The 19,294-nt window shown below is 63.2% G+C and carries 20 protein-coding genes; 17 read left to right on the top strand and 3 right to left on the bottom strand.

Translation table 11 applies throughout. The features are described 5' to 3' along the window. Nucleotides 1-16: 16 nt before the first annotated feature. Nucleotides 17-622: a PRC-barrel domain-containing protein gene (locus IGS58_RS05215; protein WP_230520802.1), complete on the top strand. Its 606-nt coding sequence runs from the start codon at nt 17-19 to the stop codon at nt 620-622. Nucleotides 623-738: 116 nt separating this feature from the next. Here IGS58_RS05215 and hrpA read toward each other — a convergent pair whose 3' ends face one another. After that, entirely contained in the window at nt 739-4,962 is a 4,224-nt protein-coding gene (gene hrpA, locus IGS58_RS05210) for an ATP-dependent RNA helicase HrpA (protein WP_230520801.1), read from the bottom strand. A gap of 56 nt (nt 4,963-5,018) precedes the next feature. Between hrpA and argA the strand changes: the two genes are divergently transcribed. Continuing rightward, nucleotides 5,019-6,329 (top strand): amino-acid N-acetyltransferase, encoded by a 1,311-nt coding sequence (argA, locus tag IGS58_RS05205; RefSeq protein ID WP_046685875.1) that lies wholly within the window; start codon nt 5,019-5,021, stop codon nt 6,327-6,329. Nucleotides 6,330-6,374: 45 nt separating this feature from the next. On the opposite strand, the gene kdsA is transcribed toward argA, so the two are convergent. Beyond that, complete coding sequence (kdsA, locus tag IGS58_RS05200) at nt 6,375-7,220, bottom strand: 3-deoxy-8-phosphooctulonate synthase (protein ID WP_034750794.1); 846 nt, start codon at nt 7,218-7,220, stop codon at nt 6,375-6,377. Nucleotides 7,221-7,439: 219 nt separating this feature from the next. Here kdsA and IGS58_RS05195 point away from each other — a divergent pair, with 219 nt between their 5' ends. Beyond that, the gene (locus IGS58_RS05195; RefSeq protein WP_034750797.1) at nt 7,440-7,712 is read left to right on the top strand and encodes an oxidative damage protection protein; all 273 of its coding nucleotides are present in this window, start codon (nt 7,440-7,442) and stop codon (nt 7,710-7,712) included. A gap of 95 nt (nt 7,713-7,807) precedes the next feature. Then, complete coding sequence (locus IGS58_RS05190) at nt 7,808-8,425, top strand: DUF6622 family protein (protein WP_329958004.1); 618 nt, start codon at nt 7,808-7,810, stop codon at nt 8,423-8,425. A 32-nt stretch (nt 8,426-8,457) separates the two neighbouring features. On the opposite strand, the gene rpiA is transcribed toward IGS58_RS05190, so the two are convergent. After that, nucleotides 8,458-9,135 (bottom strand): ribose-5-phosphate isomerase RpiA, encoded by a 678-nt coding sequence (gene rpiA, locus IGS58_RS05185; RefSeq protein WP_034786987.1) that lies wholly within the window; start codon nt 9,133-9,135, stop codon nt 8,458-8,460. Between the two features lie 206 nt (nt 9,136-9,341). Here rpiA and IGS58_RS05180 point away from each other — a divergent pair, with 206 nt between their 5' ends. The 13 genes from IGS58_RS05180 (at nt 9,342) to cpaB (ending at nt 19,289) form a co-directional block, all read left to right on the top strand. Further along, complete coding sequence (locus tag IGS58_RS05180) at nt 9,342-9,710, top strand: response regulator (protein WP_034786991.1); 369 nt, start codon at nt 9,342-9,344, stop codon at nt 9,708-9,710. A gap of 2 nt (nt 9,711-9,712) precedes the next feature. Then, nucleotides 9,713-10,339, top strand: a complete 627-nt coding sequence (locus IGS58_RS05175; protein WP_034786994.1) for a chemotaxis protein CheC — start codon at nt 9,713-9,715, stop codon at nt 10,337-10,339. A 5-nt stretch (nt 10,340-10,344) separates the two neighbouring features. Beyond that, the gene (locus IGS58_RS05170; RefSeq protein ID WP_230522197.1) at nt 10,345-11,316 is read left to right on the top strand and encodes a sensor domain-containing diguanylate cyclase; all 972 of its coding nucleotides are present in this window, start codon (nt 10,345-10,347) and stop codon (nt 11,314-11,316) included. A gap of 150 nt (nt 11,317-11,466) precedes the next feature. After that, nucleotides 11,467-13,134, top strand: a complete 1,668-nt coding sequence (locus IGS58_RS29125; RefSeq protein WP_170846325.1) for a sensor histidine kinase — start codon at nt 11,467-11,469, stop codon at nt 13,132-13,134. Then, nucleotides 13,131-13,832 carry a response regulator gene (locus IGS58_RS05160; protein ID WP_230520799.1) on the top strand — a complete coding sequence of 234 codons (702 nt, stop codon included), beginning with the start codon at nt 13,131-13,133 and terminating at the stop codon, nt 13,830-13,832. Before IGS58_RS29125 ends, IGS58_RS05160 begins: the two co-directional genes overlap by 4 nt. A 252-nt stretch (nt 13,833-14,084) precedes the next feature. Further along, nucleotides 14,085-14,231: a hypothetical protein gene (locus IGS58_RS05155; protein WP_157814672.1), complete on the top strand. Its 147-nt coding sequence runs from the start codon at nt 14,085-14,087 to the stop codon at nt 14,229-14,231. Nucleotides 14,232-14,312: 81 nt separating this feature from the next. Next, entirely contained in the window at nt 14,313-14,486 is a 174-nt protein-coding gene (locus tag IGS58_RS05150; protein ID WP_070281259.1) for a Flp family type IVb pilin, read from the top strand. A 95-nt stretch (nt 14,487-14,581) separates the two neighbouring features. Beyond that, nucleotides 14,582-14,755: a Flp family type IVb pilin gene (locus IGS58_RS29120; RefSeq protein WP_230520798.1), complete on the top strand. Its 174-nt coding sequence runs from the start codon at nt 14,582-14,584 to the stop codon at nt 14,753-14,755. Continuing rightward, a complete protein-coding gene (locus tag IGS58_RS05140; protein ID WP_230520797.1) occupies nt 14,752-15,822 on the top strand; it encodes a phosphatase PAP2 family protein in 1,071 nt (356 codons plus the stop codon). The genes IGS58_RS29120 and IGS58_RS05140 overlap by 4 nt, the downstream gene beginning before the upstream one ends. Beyond that, the gene (locus tag IGS58_RS05135) at nt 15,819-16,406 is read left to right on the top strand and encodes an A24 family peptidase (RefSeq protein ID WP_230520796.1); all 588 of its coding nucleotides are present in this window, start codon (nt 15,819-15,821) and stop codon (nt 16,404-16,406) included. Before IGS58_RS05140 ends, IGS58_RS05135 begins: the two co-directional genes overlap by 4 nt. A 39-nt stretch (nt 16,407-16,445) precedes the next feature. Continuing rightward, on the top strand, nt 16,446-17,066 hold the full coding sequence (locus tag IGS58_RS05130; protein WP_230520795.1) for a methyltransferase family protein: 621 nt from the start codon (nt 16,446-16,448) through the stop codon (nt 17,064-17,066). Nucleotides 17,067-17,097: 31 nt separating this feature from the next. Beyond that, nucleotides 17,098-18,444, top strand: coding sequence for an ATP-binding protein (locus IGS58_RS05125; RefSeq protein ID WP_205412600.1), 1,347 nt, complete (start codon nt 17,098-17,100; stop codon nt 18,442-18,444). Further along, complete coding sequence (gene cpaB, locus IGS58_RS05120; protein WP_230520794.1) at nt 18,441-19,289, top strand: Flp pilus assembly protein CpaB; 849 nt, start codon at nt 18,441-18,443, stop codon at nt 19,287-19,289. Before IGS58_RS05125 ends, cpaB begins: the two co-directional genes overlap by 4 nt. Nucleotides 19,290-19,294 lie beyond the last annotated feature (5 nt).

Here is a 19,294-nt window from a genome sequence, read left to right as displayed (position 1 = left end):
ACGAGGAGAGAACACCATGAGCTATCTGGACCGCGACATCCTGGGCATGTACCGCAACCACGACGGCCCGGGGCCGGCCCTGATGGGAGCTGACACCCTGCTCGGCGACGATGTCTACAATCACAACGACGAGGAACTGGGCGACATCAAGGAAATCATGCTCGACATGCGCACCGGCCAGATCGCCTATGCCGTGCTGTCCTTCGGCGGCATGCTGGGCATGGGCGACAAGCTGTTTGCCGTGCCCTGGGAACGCCTGACCCTGGACACCGTCAACAAGCGCTTCCTGCTCAACGTGGACAAAGACTTGCTGAAAGAGGCTCCCGGTTTCGACAAGAACAACTGGCCCGACATGGGCAGCGATGCCTGGAACCAGCAGATGGAAGCGTTCTATGGCAGCGGCATGCGCTACGGCAGCGGCGCCATGGCAGGCAGCCGCATGCCATCCGGCAGCGACCTGCGCAGCGGCGCCAGCCTGCAATCGGGCAGCGAAGGCAGCCTGACCGGCACCTCCATGAGCGGCAGCCGCGCTGGCACGGGCAGCAGCCAGGGCGACCTGGGCTCGCGTTCGGCGCTCAGCGATGATGAGTTCGATAAACATGGGTCGGGTAGGTCGGATTAGCGGCTAGCCGCGTAATCCGACACCACCAGCGACACCGTTAACACCGTTGACACGGCACCACCGGTCGCGCCAACGATGTTGTCGGATTACGCGTGGCTTTGCCCCGCTAATCCGACCTACCGCTGCATCGACTCCCACACTTTCTGCAAACGCTTGGCAGAAACAGGCATCGGCGTGCGCAACTCCTGCGCAAACAGCGACACGCGCAGCTCTTCCAGCATCCAGCGGAAGTCGACCAGTTTCGGGTCCGTATTCTTGCCGGCCTGGCGGTCCTTGGACTGGCGCAGATACGGCGCGGCGGCCGATTGCCATTCGGCCATCAACTTGGTGTCGCGCGCGGGGTCGGCGCGCAGCTTTTCCAGGCGCACATTGATCGCCTTCAAATAGCGGGGGAAATGCGCCAGCTGCGTGTACTCGTTTTCCGTCAGGAAGCGCTTATGCACGAGGCCTTGCAGCTGCGACTGGATATCGGTCGCCGCCGCTGCGGGAATGTTTTGCAGCCGCTTGGGCAAGCCGTGGAATTCCGTCAGCACTTGCGACAGCAAACGGGCGATTTCATTGACCAGCAAAACGAGGCGCGACTTGCCCTCCGCCTGGCGCTTGGAAAACGAGGCGGCGTCCAGCGGCAGCGGATCTTGCAGGCAAGCGATGTCGAGCGCCTTGTTGATGATTTGCTCGCGCAACTCTTCCTGCGAACCGAGAGCCATGAATTGCATGCCCATCTGCTGCAAACCAGGGATGCTTTTCTCGACGTACTTGATCTGTTCCTTCATTTGCAGCGCGAACAATCGGCGCAAACCCACCTTGTGCGTGCGGGCGGCTACGGTCGGATCATCGAACACTTCCAGGTCGCAATGCGTACCCTTGTCGACCAGGGCGGGGAAGCCGATCAGGGTCAGCTTGCCCTGCACGATTTCGAGCAACTCCGGCAACTCGCCAAAAGTCCAGCCCGTCAAGCCCATGTGCTGCGAGACGGTGGCATTCGGGGACGCCGGCGCTGCAGCGGCAGCCACTCCCTTTGCCGGCGCGCCGCCCTTGCCTGCTGCCGCGTTGGCGGCGGCGCCCTGGGCTTGCGCCTGCAGCCGCGATGCCACTTGCGCGCCCGCCACCTTGGCACCGGGCGTGCCCGTGCCGGAAACGCCCGACACTTCGGCCAGCTTCTGGAAACTCTGGCGCGCCTGGCCGCCGAATTCCGCCTGCAAAGTGGCCAGGTTGCGGCCCATGTCGAGCTGGCGGCCATGCTCGTCGATCACCTTGAAATTCATGAAGTGATGGGCAGGCAGGGTTTCCGGCTTGAAGTCCGTCGTCAGCACATTGATCGTGATCTGCGTGCGGATGTCGGCGATGATGGCATCGATCAGGTCACCGCGGCCAAACACGCCCGCCTCATGCACGCGCTCGCAGAACTTGGCCGCGTAATCGGGCAGCGGCACGCAGTGGCGGCGCAGCTTTTGCGGCAGGGATTTGAGCAGCAGATGCACTTTTTCCTTCAGCATGCCCGGCACCAGCCATTCGCAGCGCTCGCGCGGCAACTGGTTCAAGGCATACAGCGGCACGCTCAAGGTCACGCCATCGCGCACGCTGCCCGGCTCGAAGTGGTACGTCAGGCCCATTTCCAGGCCCGTCACGGACATGGTCTTCGGGAACAGGTCCGTCGTCACGCCGGCCGCCTCGTGGCGCATCAGCTCTTCGCGGTTCAAATACAGCAGCTTCGGGTTTTCGCGCGTGGCTTCCTTGTGCCATTTCTCGAAACCGGCGCCATTGCACACGTCCGCCGGCAGCAGCTTATCGTAGAAGGCGGCGATCAGTTCATCGTCGACCAGCACGTCCAGGCGGCGCGATTTGTGTTCCAGGTTTTCGATATCCTTGATCAGCTTGTGGTTGTGTGCAAAGAATGGCGCGCGCGTGTCGAAGTCGCCGCCCACGAGAGCATCGCGGATAAAGATTTCGCGCGCTTCCGGCAAGTTGAAATTGCCGTAATTGATGCGCCGCTGGCTGTACACCACCAGGCCATAAAGAGTAGCCCGTTCGGACGCCGTCACTTGCGCCGAGCGTTTTTCCCAGCGCGGTTCACCCCAGGATTTCTTCAGCAAGTGTACGCCGACTTTTTCCAGCCATTCGGGCTGGATCTGCGCCACGCAGCGCGCGTACAAACGCGTCGTGTCGACCAGTTCGGCCGCCATGATCCACTTACCCGGTTTTTTCAACAGCGAGGAACCGGGCCAGATGTGGAACTTGATGCCGCGCGCCCCCAGGTAGCCGGCGCCCGGTTCGTCTTCGCCCTTGAAGCCGATATTGCCCAGCAAACCGGTCAGCAAGGCCATATGCAGGTTGTCATAGGTGGCCGGTGCCTCATTCAATCGCCAGCCCTGCTCCTTGACGATGGTCAGCAACTGCGAATGCACGTCGCGCCATTCGCGCAAGCGCATCTGAGACAGGAAATTCGTGCGGCAATTATCCTGCAACTGGCGGTTGGTTTTCTTGTGCTCGATGGCGGACTCGAACCAGCGCCAGATTTTCAGGTAGCTGAGGAATTCCGACTTTTCATCGGCGAATTTCTTGTGCGCCTCGTCGGCCGCCTGCTGGTGTTCCATCGGACGGTCGCGCGGGTCTTGCACGGACAGGGCCGAGGCGACGATCAGCACTTCCGTCAGGCACGCGTTATCGAGCGCGGCCAGAATCATGCGGCCCACGCGCGGGTCCAGCGGCAGCTTGGCCAGCTTGTTGCCCAAGGGCGTGAGTTTATTGACTTCATCGACGGCGCCGAGTTCCTGCAGCAACTGATAACCGTCCGCGATCGCGCGCGCCAGCGGAGGTTCGATGAACGGAAAGGTTTCCACGTCCGTCAGGTGCAACGATTTCATGCGCAGGATGACGGCCGCCAACGAGGAGCGCAGGATTTCCGGCTCCGTGAATTTGGGCCGCAGCAAATAATCCTGCTCTTCGTACAGGCGGATGCAGACGCCGTCGGCGACGCGGCCGCAACGCCCGGCGCGCTGGTTGGCGGCCGACTGGGCGATCGGCTCGACCTGCAGCTGCTCCACCTTGTTGCGATAGCTGTAGCGTTTCACCCGCGCCAGGCCCGCATCGACCACGTAGCGGATGCCGGGCACCGTCAGCGAGGTTTCCGCCACGTTAGTGGCCAGCACGATGCGGCGCGCATTGCTGGTTTTAAAGACGCGCTCCTGCTCTTCGGCCGACAAACGGGCGAACAGGGGCAAAATCTCCACGTGCGGCGGATGGTGCTTGCGCAGCGCCTCGGCGCAGTCGCGGATTTCGCGCTCGCCAGGCAAGAACACCAGCACGTCGCCCGAGCCGATGCGGCACAGTTCTTCCACGCCATCGACGACGGCATCCATCAAGTCGCGTTTTTCACGCGCGGCGGCCGTGCGCTGGCCCGGCTTGTCGGCGTTCGCGCCCGAACCAGGCATGGCTACCTGCTCGCGCTCCACGGGACGGTAGCGCACTTCGACCTGGTACAGACGGCCCGACACTTCGATCACGGGCGCCGGTTTTTCCGGCGTGCCGAAATGGCGCGAGAAGCGTTCCGCATCGATGGTGGCCGACGTGATGATGATTTTCAGGTCCGGCCTGCGCGGCAGCAGCTGTTTCAGATAACCGAGCAGGAAATCGATGTTCAGGCTGCGTTCGTGCGCCTCATCGATGATGATGGTGTCGTAATTTTTCAACAACGGATCGGTCTGTGTCTCGGCCAGCAAGATACCGTCCGTCATCAGCTTGACGGACGCGCCACGGCTCAGGGTATCGGTAAAGCGGACCTTGAAGCCCACCGTTTCGCCCAGCGGCGTACCGAGCTCCTGCGCGATGCGCTTGGCCGTCGAGGAAGCGGCGATACGCCGCGGCTGCGTGTGGCCGATCATGCCCTTCTGGCCGCGTCCCAGTTCCAGGCAAATCTTCGGCAACTGGGTCGTCTTGCCGGAACCCGTCTCGCCCGAAACGATGATCACCTGGTTTTCCATCAGGGCCTTGGCGATTTCCGCGCGCCGGCCCGAGACGGGCAAGTCTTCCGGATACGTAATCGGCGGCAGCGGATTGCGGAAAGCCTTTTCCGCCTCGCGCGCGGCGCGGGCCGCATCGCGGGCTTCGCGGCTTTCCTGCCCCTCGCGCGGCGGGCGCGCGGCCTGTGGCTTGCCGTCTCCCGATCGCTGCTGCTGTTGCTGTTTCTGCTGCTCCGCGCGCGGCGGCTGCTGCCTTTGCTGGCTCACGGGCGGGCGCTGGCGGCCCTGCGCAGGCGTGGCGGCAGGCGCGGAAACATCCCCGCTGGCGGGCACATTTGCAACGTTGGAAGGAGGGGAAGACTTATTGCTGGCTGAAGACATTGTTTTTTACAGGTATTTTAAGCGCGCACATCGCGCAGCGAATTATAATGCGCTTAATGGAAAACCCTACCCAATTCGTCCAATGGCTGCGCTCAGTCGCGCCCTACATCCACGCCTTTCGCGGCAAGACCTTCGTGGTCGCCTTCCCCGGTGAACTCGTCAGCGCCGGGGCGCTGCAGGTGCTGGCCCATGATTTGTCCCTGCTGCATGCGCTGGACATCAATGTCACCGTCGTCTACGGCTCGCGGCCGCAGGTGGCGGAACAACTGGCCCTGCGTAACGTCGAAGGCCGCTTCCACAATGGCGTGCGCATCACGGATATCGCCGCGCTGGAATGCGCGAAGGAAGCCGCCGGCGAGCTGCGCCTCGATATCGAGGCAGCGTTCAGCCAGGGCTTGCCGAACACGCCCATGTCGCATGCTGCCATCCGTATCATTTCCGGCAACTTCATCACGGCGCGCCCGCTGGGCGTGATCGATGGCGTGGACCTGGAACTGACGGGCATCACGCGCAAGGTCGACGCCGAAACCATCCATTCCATCCTCGGTTCGGACGGCCTGGTGCTGCTGTCGCCGCTGGGTTTCTCGCCGACGGGCGAAGCATTCAACCTCACCATGGAAGACGTGGCGTGCAGCGCCGCCATCGCCCTGCACGCGGACAAGCTGATTTTCATCACCGAAACGCCGATGATGGAAGACGCCACGGGCGTGGAAATCCGCGAACTGTCGTCGCACCAGGCCGAAGCCGTGCTGATGGCGGGCTTCCTGCCCGACGCGACGGCGTTTTACCTGAAACATTGCGTCAAGGCATGCCATAACGGCGTCGAGCGCTCGCACATCGTGCCGTTCTCGATGGATGGTTCTGCCCTGCTGGAATTGTTTACCCATGATGGCGTGGGCACCATGATCAGCCATGAAAACCTGGAAAGCCTGCGCCAGGCCACCATCGAAGACGTGGGCGGCATCATCAAACTGATCGAACCGCTGGAAGCGGACGGTACTTTGGTGAAGCGGGGCCGCGAGCTGATCGAACGCGAAATCGATTATTTCTCCGTCATCGAGCATGATGGCGTGATCTTCGGCTGCGCCGCCCTGTACCCGTTCCCCGCGCAAAAAATGGCGGAAATGGCATGTTTGACGGTCAACCCGGAAGTGCAAGCCCAGGGCGACGGCGAGCGCATCCTGAAACACATGGAAAACCGCGCCCGCGCCGCCGGCCTGAACAAGTTGTTCGTGCTGACTACGCGCACCTCGCACTGGTTCAAGAAACGCGGCTTCGTGCCGGCCACCGTCGACGATTTGCCGAAGGATCGCCAGCATATGTATAACTGGCAACGTAAATCCCAAGTGCTCATCAAGACACTGTAAAACTGAAAAAGCCCGGCATGCCGGGCTTTTTTTACATTCAGATCGTTATTTGATATTCAATGGGGCAAACGACTTGACCAGGTCGTCCAGCGCCTTCAATTGCGCCAGGAATGGCTCCAGCTGATCCAGCGGCAAGGCGCTGGGGCCGTCGCAGCGGGCGTTGTCGGGGTCAGGATGGGCTTCCAGGAACAGGCCGGCGATGCCGACGGCCAGGCCGGCGCGGGCCAGGTCCGCCACTTGCTGGCGGCGGCCGCCCGAAGCGGCGCCACCGGGATCGCGCTGCTGCAGCGCATGCGTGACGTCGAAGATGATCGGCAAGTCGTCGCAGGTTTTCTTCATCACGCCAAAGCCCAGCATGTCGACCACCAGGTTGTCGTAGCCGAGGCAGGTGCCGCGGTCGCACAGGATCAGTTGATCGTTGCCCGCTTCCTTGAATTTCTCGACGATATTGGCCATCTGGCCAGGGCTGAGGAATTGCGGCTTCTTGATGTTGATGACTTTGCCCGTTTTCGCCAGGGCCACGACGAGATCCGTCTGGCGCGCCAGGAAGGCGGGCAATTGCAGCACGTCGACAACTTCGGCCACCTGCTGCGCCTGCCATGGCTCATGCACGTCGGTAATCACGGGCACGCCGAACGCCGCCTTGACGTCCTGGAAGATGCGCATGCCCTCTTCCAGGCCCGGACCGCGGTAGGAATGGATCGACGAGCGGTTGGCCTTGTCGAAGCTGGCCTTGAACACATATGGAATACCCAGTTTTTGCGTCACGCGCACATATTCTTCGCAGGCGCGCATGGCGAGATCGCGCGATTCGAGCACGTTGATGCCGCCAAACAGCGCGAAGCTGCCGGTATTGCTGACATCGATGCCATGGACTTTCACTGAGGTCATAGGGATTCCATCTTGGTTAATTACTACTACTTGGTTGGAAGGGGCGCAGCCAGCGGCTGGCGCGATAAGGCATCTTACTAGCTAGGGCGGCGCAGATCAAATTTGATCCAGCGCAAGGGCGCGGCAAACGGCGTGCAGCCAAGCCGCGACGACCCCGCGAGGGCAGGCGCAAAGTGCCTTATAATCACGCTTTATCTCTACACTGATTCAGGAGCACAGATGGCCCGCACAATCCACTGCATCAAACTCAACAAGGAAGCCGAAGGACTGGATTTCCCGCCGTACCCGGGCGAACTGGGCAAGAAGATTTACGAATCGGTGTCGAAAGAAGCCTGGGCTGCCTGGCTCAAGCACCAGACCATGCTGGTCAATGAAAACCGGCTGAACCTGGCCGACGCGCGCGCCCGCAAATACCTGGCCACGCAGATGGAAAAACATTTCTTCGGCGATGGCGCCGATGCGGCCATGGGCTATGTCCCGCCGACCGAGTAAGTTTTTCCGTATTCCCGCCCGTGGCCACCGCGCCGCGGGCAGTTTCCCCTTGATTCTCCCCTTTCCCTTTCACGCCGCCTGACGCTGTTTCACGGCTGCCCTTTCCCGTTTCGTCGCACACGGCTCGCCGCCCCCGCCGCCGGCTGGCACAGTACGTCCATCGACAACCTCACACCAAGGCGGACACCATGTTGCAGCAAATCTTCAGCCACACTCCCCTCTACGTCTGGGCCATCCTGGGCTTTCTCGTCTACCGCGGCGTGCTGGCCAGCCGGGCACGCGAAGTGAGCTTGCGCAAGCTGTGCATCATTCCCCTGGTCATGCTGGCCCTGTCCCTGAGCGGCGTGTACGGCAGTTTCGGCCTGGCCGGCGTGGCGCCGTTCGCCTGGGGCGCCGGCGCGCTGGCTGGCGCGGCGCTGGCATGGTCGCTGACCAGGACAGCCACCATCGTGGCCATTCCCCAGCGCGGCAGCGTGCAGCGTCCCGGCAGCTGGGTGCCGTTGATCTTGATGATGAGCATTTTCTGCCTGAAATATGCGGTCGCCGTGACCCTGGCCATCGCGCCGACCTATGCCCATGCGACCAGCTTCATGGTGCCTGTCTGCCTCGCCTATGGCTGCTTCAGCGGCATCTTCCTCGGCGGCTTGCTGCGCACCGTGGCCGTGTACCGCGAAGCGCAAATGACAAGCGGCCCGCAAGGGGCCGCCGTTTAAAACATCTATGCCGGCGAACGCCGGCTATCATCTTAGTACGCCAGGGTACGCACGCCTTCCGGCATGCCCAGCAGGCAGACATTCGCGCCGCGCACGGCGAACAGGCCAACGGCAATGACGCCGACGATCTGATTGATCTGCTGTTCCAGCGCCACCGGGTCGGCAATTTTCAAGCCCAGCACGTCGATGATTTCGCCGCCGTTATCCGTAATGAACGCTTCGGTAGTACCTGCCTTCAGGCGCAGGCGGGGCGTGCCGCCCAGCGCAGCCAGCTGGCGCGATACGGCAGCGCGCGCCATCGGCACCACTTCCACCGGCAGCGGGAATGCGCCCAGCGTTTCCACCAGCTTGGAACCGTCGGCGATGCAGACGAACTGTTTCGCGACGGAAGCAACGATCTTTTCACGCGTCAATGCCGCGCCGCCACCCTTGATCATGGCGCCGCTGGCCGTGATTTCATCGGCGCCGTCGATATAGACGGCGATCGACTCGACATCGTTCAGGTCGAAGACGGGAATGCCATGGCCAGCCAGGCGCGCGGCCGTCGCTTCGGACGAGGCGACCGTGCCCTTGATGGTGTCCTTGATCTTGGCCAGTTCATCGATGAAAAAATTGGCGGTGGAACCGGTGCCGACGCCGATGATTTCACCTTTTACTACGTAGTCGATGGCGGCGCGGGCTACGGCTTGCTTCAATTCGTCTTGGGTCATGGCATTCAGGCTAAAGTGAGGAATGGCGCTATTTTAACGGATTGCCAGCCTGGCCAGCCGGCCAGCATGCCCGGCGATGCGACTCAATACAACAGGCAAGCGGGAAAACTTTGCCCTAGGGCAATCGCGCACCCAAATACACTCTATGCCCTCTAAAATATGCGAAAATGGCACGATAGCCCGATATGACGTTTCAGGAATAGCACATGAATCACAGTAAACAGGTACTTGTTGTCGATGACAGCCGGGTTTCACGTTTGATGTCGCATCAATTCATCCTCAGCAAACATGCCGACTGGCAAGTGATTGAGGCGGCGACGGGTGAGGAAGCCCTGGAAAAAGTCAAGACCGTCAACCCTGTGCTGATACTACTGGATGTCAACATGCCCGGCATGGGCGGCATGGCGGCGGCAGAACAATTGCGCGTACTGTGCCCGCAGACGCACATCATTCTCGTCACGGCCAATGTGCAGAACGCCACCCGCAACCGCGCCAGCGAACTGGGCGTGGGCTTCATGGAAAAACCGATCACGGAAACGCGCATCCACCAGTTGATCGAATCACTGGGACTGTGAGCATGGTCAATCTTTCCGAACTCGAGAACGACGCCCTGGTAGAGATATTCAACATCGGGGTGGGCCATGCGGCGGCGGCCATGAGCGAGATCGTGAATGAAGAAGTCACCATGTCGGTGCCGTCGATCACCTTCCTGAACCGTGCCGACGCGGCAGCCTTGCTCGGCAGCAAGAAGGATGGCGAACGCATCTGCGGCGTCAGCCAGCATTACGATGGCGCTTTCGCCACCGAAGCCATTCTGATGTTCCCGGAAGACAAAAGCCTGGAAATCGTGCGCCTGATGGTGGGCGACGCCATGCCGCTGCAGGAGCTGACGGAGATGGAACAGGAAGCGATGAGCGAGATCGGCAACATCATCCTCAATTCCTGCGTCGGGACGTTGGCCAACCTGTTCGACAGCGAACTGCATGGCTCGCTGCCCCTGTACCACGTGGGCACCAGCGCGGAAATCCTCTCCTCGTTCGGCGGCCAGGATGACGAAGCCGTCGTGCTGATGCTGCATATCGACTTCGTGCTGTCCAAGCACCAGATCCACGGTTATGTAGCATTCGTGCTCGACCTGTCCGCCTTGCACGACCTGAAACAGCAAGTCAGCCGCTACCTGGCCAAGGTGCTGGGACAGGCGTGACGATCATGCCGGATGCCTTGCATCGACTCGCCCTGCTCGAGAGCATACTCGGCGCCGTCAACCTGGGCGCCATCGTGCTCGATGAGCAGCATCGCATCGTGCTGTGGAACAAGTGGATGGCGCGCCACTCGGCCTGCCAGGCCGACGCCGTGCTGGGCCAGGATTTCTTCGCCGTCTTTCCGGAACTGCGGCACAAGCGCATGGATTCGGCCATCACCCAGGCACTGCGCGACAATTTCCAGTCGCTGCTGTCGCAAACCCTGCACAAGGCGCCGTTTGCGCTGTACACGCATGGCTCGGCCACGGGCGGCAGCGACGGCGAGGAACGCATGCAGCAAGCCATCGCCGTCACGCCGATCAACCTGCCCGGCTCGCCACGCCATTGCCTGATCCAGATCAATGATGTCACCATCGCCGTGGGGCGCGAAAAGCTGCTGCGCGAACAGACCATGGTCTTGCGCTCGCAAACCTTTTCCGACGGCTTGACGGGCATCGCCAACCGCCGCCATTTCGACGTGGCGATCGAGAAGGAAATGCGGCGCGCCATGCGCACCAGCAGCCCGCTGTCGCTGCTGATGATCGATATCGACCATTTCAAGGATTACAACGACCATTACGGCCACCAGCAGGGAGACGATTGCCTGATCCGCGTGGCAGCCGAACTGGCCGCCATGCTGCAGCGCCCCACCGACCTGCTGGCCCGCTATGGCGGCGAAGAGTTTGCCGCCATCCTGCCCGACACGGACGCGGCGCAGGCGCTGCGCATGGCCGAGGCGATCCGCCAGCACGCGGCCGAGCTGCGCATTCCGCATGCCAAGACGGGCAATGACGTCAAGCACATCACAGTGAGCATCGGCATCGCCACGCAGCAGCCGCAGCAGCCGCTGGCCATCCCCGCCCTGATCGGCGCGGCCGACCGCGCCCTGTACCTGGCCAAGCGCGCCGGACGCAACCGCGTGATGGCGCAGCCGCTGTAAAAAAAGCAACATCGAAGAAAGGATTCCAGTAGACATCTTTACGGCGTGTGCGTAGACTCGTCATTGCTTGCAGCAACAATAACAAGAATTTATCTGTGGTATCTATCCCTGCGCATGGCCCCACCATGCGGGACATGGCCAGGAGCGCTTGTGAATCTCGATCCTCCCCTCAGATCAGGCTTGCCGGGTGCCGGCATGGATACGACCATGGTGAACGGCATGCGCCTGCTGCTGTCGAGCGCCACCCTGCTGACCCTGTTCATCGATCCCGAAAGCGCCGGCAAGCTGACCAAGATCACCTGGCTGATCTTTTCCGCGTACACCATGCACAGCCTGCTGCTCTACGTGCTGGCCCTGCTGGGCCTCAGCCTGCCCCAGGACATCTTGCTGTACTGGCTCGACGTGGCCTGGTATGCGCTGATCGTGTTTTCCACCAGCAGCCACAACAATTTATTCTTCCTGTTTTTTTTCTTTGCCATCCTGACATCGTCGTTCCAACGGGGCTTCGAGGAAGGCGCGCGCGTCACCCTGGCCTCGGCCGGCCTGTTCGCCGCCACCGCCCTGTTCGGCGAAACGGATGCGGAACTGTCGCGCCTGCTGCTGCGCACCACCTTCCTGCTGGCACTCGGCTACATGATCGCCTACTGGGGTGGTTCGGCCATCACCCAGCGCAGCCACCTGGCGCTGCTGCGCGATGTCAGCCAGCTGTCCAATCCCCGCTTCGGCGTCGACCAGACCATCACCTCGGTGCTGGAAAAAACCCGCAGTTATTTCAACGGCCGCAGTTGCCTGCTGATCATGCAGGACAAGGGCACGCGGGTCTGGTCGCTGCGCAGCGTGATTCACACGGGCACGGGCGTCGTGCATACCAGCTCGCTCCTCAGCGACGACGCGGCCAGTCCCCTGCTCGCTTTCCCGCACGATAAAATCGCGCTGTACAACCAGCCCGCCGGCCCTTGGCTGCCATGGATAGGCGGCGCGCGCATGCTCGAGCCAAACAGCGGACGCTGGCTGCGGCATGACGACGCGGCGGGCGCCCGCCTGGCCGAACTGCTCGAAGCGCACGCCTTCATCAGCGCGCCGCTGCCCCTGCGCAATGGCAAAGGCCGGATCTTTATCGTGTCCGCCACCAGCATGAGCAAGACGGACGCCCTGTTTCTCAGCCATATCGGCGCGCAGGCGTTTCCCGTCATTGAAAACATCAACCTGCTCGACCGCCTGGCGTCGCAGGCGGCCTCGCGCGAACGCGAAAAGATCGCGCGCGACCTGCATGACACGGCCGTGCAACCGTATATCGGCTTGCGCCACGGCCTGGCCGCCCTGCGCAACGAAGCCACGCCGGGCAACCCGCTGCTGCCGGAACTGGAAAAGCTGATCATCATGTCGGGCCAGGTGATCACCGACCTGCGCAGCTACGCGCGCACGTTCAAGAATGGCCAGGTACAAAGCGAGCCGGAACTGCTGGTCGCGCTGCGCCGCCAGGCCACGCAGATCCGCGAATTCTATGGCATCGACATCGCCCTGCATATCGAAGGCGACCTGCACATCAACGACCGCCTGGCGGCCGAGGTGTTCCAGATCGTCAACGAAGGCATGAGCAATATCCGCAAGCATACGTCGGCGCGCCACGGCGCCGTCAAGCTGACCTGCGTGCAGGGCGCGCTGCACATCAGCATCGACAACGAATGCGCCGCCGCGCACGTCCCCGATTTCCTGCCCGACTCGCTGGCCGAGCGCGCCGCCGCCCTCGGCGGCACGGCCCGCGTCACGCATGGCATGCTAGGCAACACCTCCGTCCAGATCGAGATCCCCATATGAATGACGTACGCCACATGCCACCGGCCAGCCATGTCATCAGCGTCATGCTGGTCGACGATCACAAGACCATGCTGTGGGGGCTGGAGCGCCTGATCGGCGGCGAGCACTCCGGCATGCGCGTGGTCGCCACGGCGTCCGACGGCACCGAGGCGCTGGAGCAGGCGAAGGCGCTGCAACCGGACGTGATCGTACTGGACCTGGACCTGGGCGGCATCAGCTCGCTGGCCATCCTGCCCGCGCTGGCGCAATGCGGCGGCACGCGCGTGCTGGTGCTGACGGCCAGCCACGACCAGGCCGTCCTGGACCAGACGGTACTGAAAGGCGCGCGCGGCATCGTCAGCAAGGATGCGCCGGCGGAGATGGTGTTGAAGGCCATCGAAAAGGTGTACCAGGGCGAGCTGTGGCTGGAACACGCGATGCTGGGACGCATGCTGACGCAGTTGACCCAGCCCGGCGGCGGCTCGGCGCAAGCCATCGCCATCGCCAGCCTGACCCTCAAGGAAAGAAAGATCATCGCCGCGCTGGTGCACGGCAGCGGCACGCCGGCCAAGCTGCTGGCGGACCAGCTGTTCATCTCCGAACACACCTTGCGCAATCACCTGACATCGATCTACCGCAAGCTGGGCGTGTACAACCGCCTGGAACTGTACGCCTACGCCACCAAGCATCAGCTGGGCCAATTGCCGCCCGGCGCCTGATACCACTGTCCTCCTGCACGGCCGCTGCACGGCCGCGCATTCCCTCCCTCCCATCGCCAAGCAGCGGCGCGGCATGCGCCCCTGCGCTCCTGCGCGCGCCAGACTCGAGCATGACAATTGTCACGAAAAAAACGAGCAGTTCCTCCTTGCAATAAAAGGATGTTCTTCTGATGTAGATCAAGGTGCCGACTTCTATAGTGGATTTACCGGAGTGCAAATCACCGCGCGGCCCACCACGACACGGAGCACAGCATGCGCCTTGACAAGTTTCTTCCGACAGCCCTGATCACCTATTTACAGGGCAAGGAAAAGGCTGCGTTCTATCGCTATGCCCTAGTGGCGGCCCTCATGGCGGTGGTCTGCATCATCGGACTGCTGGCACTGGGCGAAAGCCCATGAGAGCCAGGTCGTAGCACCAGGAAGCAACGCTGCAAAACCGTTTCATCCACCGCAGTACCTTAACCACCACCAGGAGTTGTCATGAACCTCATCAAAAACTTTATCCGCGAAGAAGATGGCGTCACCGCAATCGAATACGGCCTGATCGCTGCCCTGATCGCCGTGGTGATCATCGCCGCCGTCACCATCGTCGGTACGCAGCTGAAAAAAACCTTCAGCACCATCGGCACCAAGCTGACCACCGCCAATGCCTGACGCGCTGCTGTCCGGGCCGGCCCAGCGCCAGCCCGGACTACGCTGCCCAATATTCCCGGCACGCCCACCTTGACGAACGCATAGCGAGGCCCATCGTGAAATCTTTCTTCAGCCGTTTATCCGACGAGTCCGCCGTCACAGCGATCGAATACGCGCTGCTGGCCGGCCTGATCGCGGCAGTGCTGGTGGTCACGATCACCGTGCTTGGCGACCAGGTCAAGCTGCTGTTTGTCTACGTCAAGGACCAAGTGGTCCTGGCCCTGTCATGAACACCCTGCGCGCCTCGCTGCGCACCCACCGCGCCCTGCTGCTGATCGTGCTGCCGTACGCCGCCGTGGCGACGCTGCTGGCCGGCGGCCTGCCCAGCGCATCGGACACCCTCAACGTGCTGGCCGGCTTCTTCATGGCCATCCTGATCGGCCCCGTCTTCATCCTGTGCGGCTACACCATCCATGTCATGGTGATGAAACGCCCGCACCGCCTGTGCCACTATCTGTACCACGATCTGCGCCGCTACCTGAGCAACGAGCGCCTGCTGCACGCGCTGCCGGCCATGCTGCTGATCCCCGTCTTCGCCTCCAGCTTCACCGTCATCAAGGGCGCCATCCCCCGTCTGCATCCCTACACCTGGGATGCCACCCTGTCCGCCTGGGACATCGCGCTGCATGGCGGCAAGGCCCCATGGGAAAGGCTGCAGCCACTGCTGGGCCACCCGCTCGTCACGGGCTTGCTCAACTTCAGCTACCACTTCTGGTTCTTCCTGTTCTACGCCATCCTGTACTGGCTCATCCTCGACACGCGCCGCCCCCTGCTGCGCATGCAGTTCCTGCTCAGCTTTGCGCTGACCTGGATCGCCCTGGGCAGCATCCTGGCCGTGCTGTTTGCCTCCGTCGGCCCCTGCTACTACGGCCACCTGCATGCCAGCGATCCGTATGCGCCGCTGATGGTCTACCTGCATGACGCCAACCAGCACGTCCCCGTCTGGGCCCTGCAGGTGCAGGAGATGCTGTGGCAAGGCTATCAAAGCAAGGGCGCGAACGGTGAACTGGGCATCTCCGCCATGCCCAGCATGCATGTGGCCACGGCCGTGCTGCTGGCCATGATGGGCTGGCGCGTCAACCGCGCCGCCGGGATCTCGCTGACCGCCTTTGCCGTACTGATCCTGCTCGGCTCCATCCACCTGGGCTGGCACTATGCGCTCGACGGCTATGTGGGTGCGGCCGGCGCGGCGCTGGTGTGGCGCCTGGTGGGACGGCTGCTGGGCAGCCAGGCCGCGGCGCCGGCCATGCACATGACCACGGCGCCCTGCATGAGCAAGGAAGGACTGACATCATGAACGCCCACCTGCCCATGCTGCTGTGCCTGGCCGTACTCGCCACCCTGCTCGCCGCCGCCCTGTGGCACGACCTGCGCACGCGCCGTATCCCGAACCGGCTGGTGCTGTGGGGCACCCTGGCGGGACTGATCATCAACAGCTTCGTGCCGTCCGGCGCCGGACTGTTCGACGCCTCCTTCGGCGGCCTGGGCCTATTGCAGGCGCTGGCCGGCGCCGCCGCCGGACTGGCCCTGCTGCTGCCCATGTATCTGCTGCGCGCCCTGGGCGCCGGCGACGTCAAGCTGATGGCCATGTGCGGCGCCTTCCTCGGTCCCGACGCCGTGCTCGAAGCGGCCCTGCTGACCTTCCTGTGCGGCGGCGTGCTGGCCCTGGCCGCCGCGCTGGCCGGTCAGCGCCTGCGCCAGGTACTGAAAAACACCTATCACATGATGCTGGGCGCGCTGCTGCACAGCCTTGCCGGCGGCGCCGCCACGATCGCCGAACCGCCGCCTGCCACCGGCAAGCTGGCCTACGCCTTCGCCATTGCCAGCGGCACCGGCTTGCAGGTGTTCCTGCACTACACCCACCTGTGGAGCCTGCGCTGAAACGCGCCGCTCCGACGACCAGCCCCCTAGGACCTGACCATGCACACCCTCGCCACCCTCTGCCACTCGCGCCACGCCAGCCTGTTCACCAGCATCGCCATGGCTTGCCTGTGGACGTTCTTCGCCAGTGCCCACGTGATGGGATTCCTGCACAGCGGCGACTGGAGCTATCTGCTGTTCTGCGCCGCCGAAACCCTGGCCGCCCTGTTCTTCATCGTGCGCACAGCCCCCGTCAGCGTTTCCACCGATGCGGGCGACTGGCTGCTGGCCATCGGCGCCACCTTCGCGCCCTTCCTTTTGTCTCCCGCCGACATGGCCATCTGGCCCGGCGCGCGCTACCTGCTGGCCGTCGGCAGCCTGCTGCAGATCGCCGGCCTGCTGTCGCTGAACCGCAGCTTCGGCCTGGTGGCGGCGCAGCGCGAAATCAAGACGGGCGGCGTCTACCGCGTGATACGCCATCCGCTGTATGCCAGCTACCTGATTTCCCTGAGCGGCTACCTGCTGGCCAACACCTCGCCCGCCAACACCGTCATCTATGTCGCGACGATGAGCATGATGGTGATGCGCCTGCTGCGCGAAGAGCGTTTCCTGTCCACCGACGTGCGCTATCGCGTCTACATGCGCCAGGTGAAGTACCGCCTGCTGCCTTTCATCTTCTGATATCCGGCCACCCGAACGAGGAGTACCCATCATGCCTGACACCTATCCAGAACGCAGCGACGGCGGCGGCGTCGAACCGGCGGCCAAGCGCGCGCCACGCACGGTCGAGGAAACGGGATTGCCCTTCCTGTTCCTGGTCGAACTGCTGGTCAAGATACTCTTCCTGCGCGGCCAGATCGGCCTGCCCGCCCTGTCGACACACGTGAAACTGGGCGCCGGCGTGCTCGAACCGCTGCTCACCTTCATGCGCGCCGAAAAGCTGTGCGAAGCGCGCCGCAACGGCGGCAGCGGCACCGACGCCGACCTGTGTTACCTGCTGGGCGACCAGGGCCGGCTGCGCGCCGCCGAGTACATGCGCCGCAACGCCTACAGCGGCCCCGCCCCCGTCACCCTGGCCGACTACAGCAACCAGGTGCTGGCGCAAAGCGTGGCGGACATGCAGGTCACCCGCGATGACGTGCAGCGCGAGTTCCGCGACGTGGTGGCCAGTTCGGCCGTGCTCGACCAGCTGGGCGCGGCCATGAATTCCGGACGCGCCCTGTTCTTCCACGGCCCTGCCGGCAGCGGCAAGAGCTACCTGGCCGAGCGCCTGAACGGCCTGCTCAGCGGCGCCATCGCCCTGCCTCATGCCGTGATGGTCGATGGCGAAGTGCTGCCCTTCCTCGACCCCATGCTGCACACCCTGTCGCGCGGCGGCCTCGTGCCATCCGACCCGCGCTGGGTGCGCGCCGAACGCCCCGCCGTGCTGACGGGCGGCGAGCTGACGCTCGACATGCTGGACCTGCAATTCGACCATGGCAACCGCTTGTACCAGGCGCCACCGCACCTGAAGGCCAACAACGGCATCTTCGTCATCGACGACCTGGGCCGCCAGCGCTGCTCGCCCGTGGAACTGATGAACCGCTGGATCGTGCCGATGGCGCGCCACATCGATTACCTGTCGCTGCACACGGGCTACAAGTTCCCCGTGCCCTTCGACGTCATCGTCGTGTTCTCGTCGAACCTGGCGCCACAGCACCTGGCCGACGACTCCTTCCTGCGCCGCATCGGCTACAAGATCCATGTCGGCCCCCTGAGCGCCTACCACTACCTGGCCGTGTTCCGCAGCACCTGCGCCCAGCTGGGCATCAATTTCGACGAAGCCTCCTACACCTACCTGCTGCACCTGCATAGCCTCTACAAGCGGCCCTTGCTGGCCTGCTATCCGCGCGACATCCTCGCGCAGATCTGCGACCAGGCGCGTTATGAAGACCACCCGGCGCAACTGTCTCCGGAAGTCCTGTTCTGGGCATGGCAAAACTATTTCGGCAGCGATGACGACCTTGCAAGCACACACACCGGACCGGAAGCGGTCCAGCACAAAGGGGAAGCAAAATGAGAAACGCACGCGCTCTGACGATGATGGCCATTGCGGTCATCCTGGCGTTCGCCGCGGTCATCGTGGCCGCGCGCTGGATCAATGCCCAAGCCTCGGGCAACATCAACAAGGTGGCCGTGGCCCAGGTCGACATCAGCCTGGGCGCGCGCCTCACGCCCGACATGGTGCGCATGGTGGACTGGCCATCGAACGCGCTGCCGCCGGGCGCCGTCAACGATCCGAAACTGCTGGAAACGCGCGTCACGCGCACCAGCATCCAGCACGGCGAACCGATCATGGAAGGCAAGCTGGCGCCTCCCGGCACGCAAGGCGGCCTGTCGGCCGTCGTCGCCGAGGGCAAGCGCGCCATGACCGTGCGCGTCAACGATGTGGTGGGCGTGGCCGGCTTCGCCCTACCCGGCAATTTCGTCGACATCCTCGTCAATACCCAGGGCGAAGGGGCCCGCAAGACGCCGGACCGCGACCCGAACATTTCCAAGATCGTGCTCGAACGCATCCTCGTGCTGGCCATTGCCCAGGAATCGAGCCGCGACGACACCAAGCCCAAGGTGGTCAACGCCGTGACCCTGGAGCTGACGCCGGAGCAGGCGGAAAAACTCGACCTGGCACGCAGCGTGGGCACCCTGTCGCTGGTGCTGCGCAACCAGGTCGAGGACAAGCCCGTCAACACGGAGGGCGCCACCAAGTCCAGTTTGCTCGATGAAAAGGTCACCATGGCAGCCCCCGCCGCCATGGTGCAAGCCAAGCCGCTCCCGCGCCGCCGTCCTGCAGCCACAGCCGCGCCACAGGCCGGTCCGCGCGTCGATGTCATCAAGGGGCTGGAACGCAGCTCCCAACAATTCTAACCTGC

Origin of the sequence: Janthinobacterium sp. EB271-G4-7A (assembly GCF_020858075.1) — a bacterium.
Taxonomy (GTDB): Bacteria; Pseudomonadota; Gammaproteobacteria; order Burkholderiales; family Burkholderiaceae_D; genus Janthinobacterium; species Janthinobacterium lividum.
Note: the sequence above shows the minus strand (reverse complement) of the source record. Positions and strands in the feature narration are given on the sequence as shown.

Excerpts from the sequence above, each read along its gene's own strand:
- IGS58_RS05215 (WP_230520802.1), top strand. The coding sequence starts at position 17 with ATGAGCTATCTGGACCGCGACATCCTGGGCATGTACCGCAACCACGAC.
- hrpA (WP_230520801.1), bottom strand. The coding sequence starts at position 4,962 with ATGTCTTCAGCCAGCAATAAGTCTTCCCCTCCTTCCAACGTTGCAAAT.
- argA (WP_046685875.1), top strand. The coding sequence starts at position 5,019 with ATGGAAAACCCTACCCAATTCGTCCAATGGCTGCGCTCAGTCGCGCCC.
- kdsA (WP_034750794.1), bottom strand. The coding sequence starts at position 7,220 with ATGACCTCAGTGAAAGTCCATGGCATCGATGTCAGCAATACCGGCAGC.
- IGS58_RS05195 (WP_034750797.1), top strand. The coding sequence starts at position 7,440 with ATGGCCCGCACAATCCACTGCATCAAACTCAACAAGGAAGCCGAAGGA.
- rpiA (WP_034786987.1), bottom strand. The coding sequence starts at position 9,135 with ATGACCCAAGACGAATTGAAGCAAGCCGTAGCCCGCGCCGCCATCGAC.
- IGS58_RS05180 (WP_034786991.1), top strand. The coding sequence starts at position 9,342 with ATGAATCACAGTAAACAGGTACTTGTTGTCGATGACAGCCGGGTTTCA.
- IGS58_RS05175 (WP_034786994.1), top strand. The coding sequence starts at position 9,713 with ATGGTCAATCTTTCCGAACTCGAGAACGACGCCCTGGTAGAGATATTC.
- IGS58_RS05170 (WP_230522197.1), top strand. The coding sequence starts at position 10,345 with ATGCCGGATGCCTTGCATCGACTCGCCCTGCTCGAGAGCATACTCGGC.
- IGS58_RS05160 (WP_230520799.1), top strand. The coding sequence starts at position 13,131 with ATGAATGACGTACGCCACATGCCACCGGCCAGCCATGTCATCAGCGTC.
- IGS58_RS05155 (WP_157814672.1), top strand. The coding sequence starts at position 14,085 with ATGCGCCTTGACAAGTTTCTTCCGACAGCCCTGATCACCTATTTACAG.
- IGS58_RS05150 (WP_070281259.1), top strand. The coding sequence starts at position 14,313 with ATGAACCTCATCAAAAACTTTATCCGCGAAGAAGATGGCGTCACCGCA.
- IGS58_RS05140 (WP_230520797.1), top strand. The coding sequence starts at position 14,752 with ATGAACACCCTGCGCGCCTCGCTGCGCACCCACCGCGCCCTGCTGCTG.
- IGS58_RS05135 (WP_230520796.1), top strand. The coding sequence starts at position 15,819 with ATGAACGCCCACCTGCCCATGCTGCTGTGCCTGGCCGTACTCGCCACC.
- IGS58_RS05130 (WP_230520795.1), top strand. The coding sequence starts at position 16,446 with ATGCACACCCTCGCCACCCTCTGCCACTCGCGCCACGCCAGCCTGTTC.
- IGS58_RS05125 (WP_205412600.1), top strand. The coding sequence starts at position 17,098 with ATGCCTGACACCTATCCAGAACGCAGCGACGGCGGCGGCGTCGAACCG.
- cpaB (WP_230520794.1), top strand. The coding sequence starts at position 18,441 with ATGAGAAACGCACGCGCTCTGACGATGATGGCCATTGCGGTCATCCTG.